The organism is Roseateles sp. P5_E11, from assembly GCF_054049355.1.
This window is the reverse complement of sequence record NZ_JBFUMO010000739.1, coordinates 1-2,411: the sequence shown is the minus strand read 5'-3', so window position 1 is coordinate 2,411 and position 2,411 is coordinate 1. Positions and strand designations below refer to the sequence as shown.

Below are 2,411 nucleotides of genomic sequence, written 5' to 3'. Positions count from 1 at the left end.
GCTCCCTGCTTGCAGGCCTGGGCCTGCTGCCCGCTCTGCCGCTGCTGTGCAGCGCGCCGGCGCTCGCCGAGACCCGCCCGGTGCCCGCCTCGGCCAGCGGCGTCTTCCGCCACACCGGCCTGCTGGTCACGGACGACGACTTCAAGCGCATCCGTGGTCATATCGCGGCCGGCGAGCAGCCCTGGACGGGCTGGTGGAACAGGCTGTGCGCCGACCGCCTCACGTCGCTGACTAATGGCTGGCCGAGTCCGCAGCCGGCGGTCTACCGCCAAGACAACAGCAAGTTCGCGCTGTACCGCGACATCCAGCGCGCCTGGTGCCTGGCGCTGCGCTGGAAGCTGTCGGACGACCTCCGCTATGCCGACAAGGCGGTGGAGACCCTGGATGCCTGGGCGCAAACGCTGAAATTGGTCGCGACCAAGGCCGAAGGGTCGACCGCCCCTGACGACCACACCTACATCCTGATGGCCGGCATGCAAGGCCACCAGTTTGCCCAGATCGGCGAGGTGATGCGCAGCTACCCAGGTTGGGCGCCGGCGAGCCTGGCGCGCTTCCAGCAGATGCTGCTGGATGTGTTCGGCAGCATCTGCTCCGGGTTTCTCAAGAAGGTCTCCCTCGGCTCGCATGCCAACTGGGACATGGCCTCGTTGTGTGGCGCCATGGCCATCGGCGTGTTCTGCGACCGGCCCGAGCTGTACAGGCAGGCCTGCGACTACTACGCGGGCAACAACCGAGGCGAGCTGGCCATGTTCGGCAATGGCTCCATCGTGCACAGCGTGTACTTCATGCACCCGGGTCATTTCGGGCAGTGGGAGGAGAGCGGGCGCGACCAGGGGCATTCGACGCTGGGGATGTCGCTCGGCGGCGACCTGCTGGAGATGGCCTGGAACCAGGGTGACGACCTCTACGGGATGTACAACAACCGCTTCCTCGCAGCGGCCGAGTACGTGGCGCGCTCCAACCTCAAGGACGAGAACGGCAACGTCTACGCCATGCCGTACGCGCCGGAACACAACCCCTCGCAGCCCCATACGGCGAGGTGGACGGAGGTCAACCAGTCCTTCCAGAACTACCGCAACGCCTGGGAACCTATCTACAACCACTACGTGAACCGCATGGGGCTGGCAGCGCCCAACGTCGCGCGCATGCTGCCGCTGTGCGAAGGGAACTACGGGTCGGGCAATGGCGACGACATGGTGTACCCGACGCTGACGCAACGCCGGCCTGCCTATGCCGGGCCGATGAAGGCGCCCTCCGGCCTCACGGCTCCTGTGCACGACGGCCGCGTCGTGCTGTCGTGGTGGGGCAGCGTGGGTGCGACTTCCTATGCGGTCAAGCGCGCCGCCCGTGCCAACGGGCCCTTCACTCACTTGACGACCATCCCCGCCACCGAACTCCTGACCCACACGGACACGCCGCCCAAGGGTGTCTGGTTCTACCAGGTCACCGCCCTGGGCAGCGCCAGCGCCAGCGCCGCTTCCGCGGTGGCGCGGGCCGCCGTGCCCGGCGAGCGACGTTTCTCGATGCCATTGAATGGCAGCAACGGCACGGGCACCATCGGCGCGCTGCAGACTCCCGCCGGCCAGTGGAAGGCCGTCGCGGGCGAGCTGCTGGACGGCGCGACCTGGGGCGACGGGCGGCAGAACGACAAGGCCATCGTCTTCGACGGCAAGTCGGCCGGCCTGCAGCTGCCCGAGGGGCTGTTCAGCGGCCTGGGCGACTTCACCTTGTCTCTGTGGGCCAATGCCAATTCGCTGCGCACGGACAGCTGCCTGTTCTTTGCCGGGCACGACGGGTTTTCCTACATGCGCCTCGTGCCCAAGGGCCGCGTGGGGCTGCAGTTCGCCATCACCGGCGCGGGGTTCAACGACGAGCAGAACCTGGTCGCGCCGTGGTTCATGCCCATTCGCCGCTGGGTCCATCTGGCCGTCACGCTCAAGGGCACTACTGGCCGGCTCTATGTCGACGGCACAGAGGTGGCGAGGTCCGACGCCATGATGCTGTCGCCGCGCCAGGTCGGCGACCAGGTGGCCTTCCTCGGGCGCGACTGGGGCCATGCGTCATTCAACGGCCGCATCCAGGGCTTCCGCATCGAGGCGGGGGCCTTGAGCGCCGCCGAAGTCGCGGCTCTGGCGAAGTAGCGGTCGGCGGGGGCGCACCGGCGCGCCGTGCGCGTGCCGTGCGCCTCATTCCCGCAGTGCTCACCGGCGCCGGTACCCGGCCCGGCAGGGCAGCTGCTGGGCGGCCGGCTCGCGACAGGTCACTGCCGACAGCCGGCTCCGGACGCTGGCATTTGATCTATGTCAAACCGCGTTACGGCGGCGTTTCTAGAATTTGATGCATCAAAAATGCATCTTTAGAGGCGCCCATGTCAGTCCCTTCCCTTCAGTTCGACTCTCGCGGGCTCGCAA

General features: G+C 67.7%; 1 protein-coding gene. It reads left to right on the top strand.

Annotated features, from left to right (window positions below; all coding sequences use genetic code 11):
• Positions 1–2,141: LamG-like jellyroll fold domain-containing protein (locus tag ACXJKR_RS29955; protein ID WP_457325941.1), on the top strand; the 2,141-nt coding region annotated here is incomplete at its 5' end.
• Positions 2,142–2,411 lie beyond the last annotated feature (270 nt).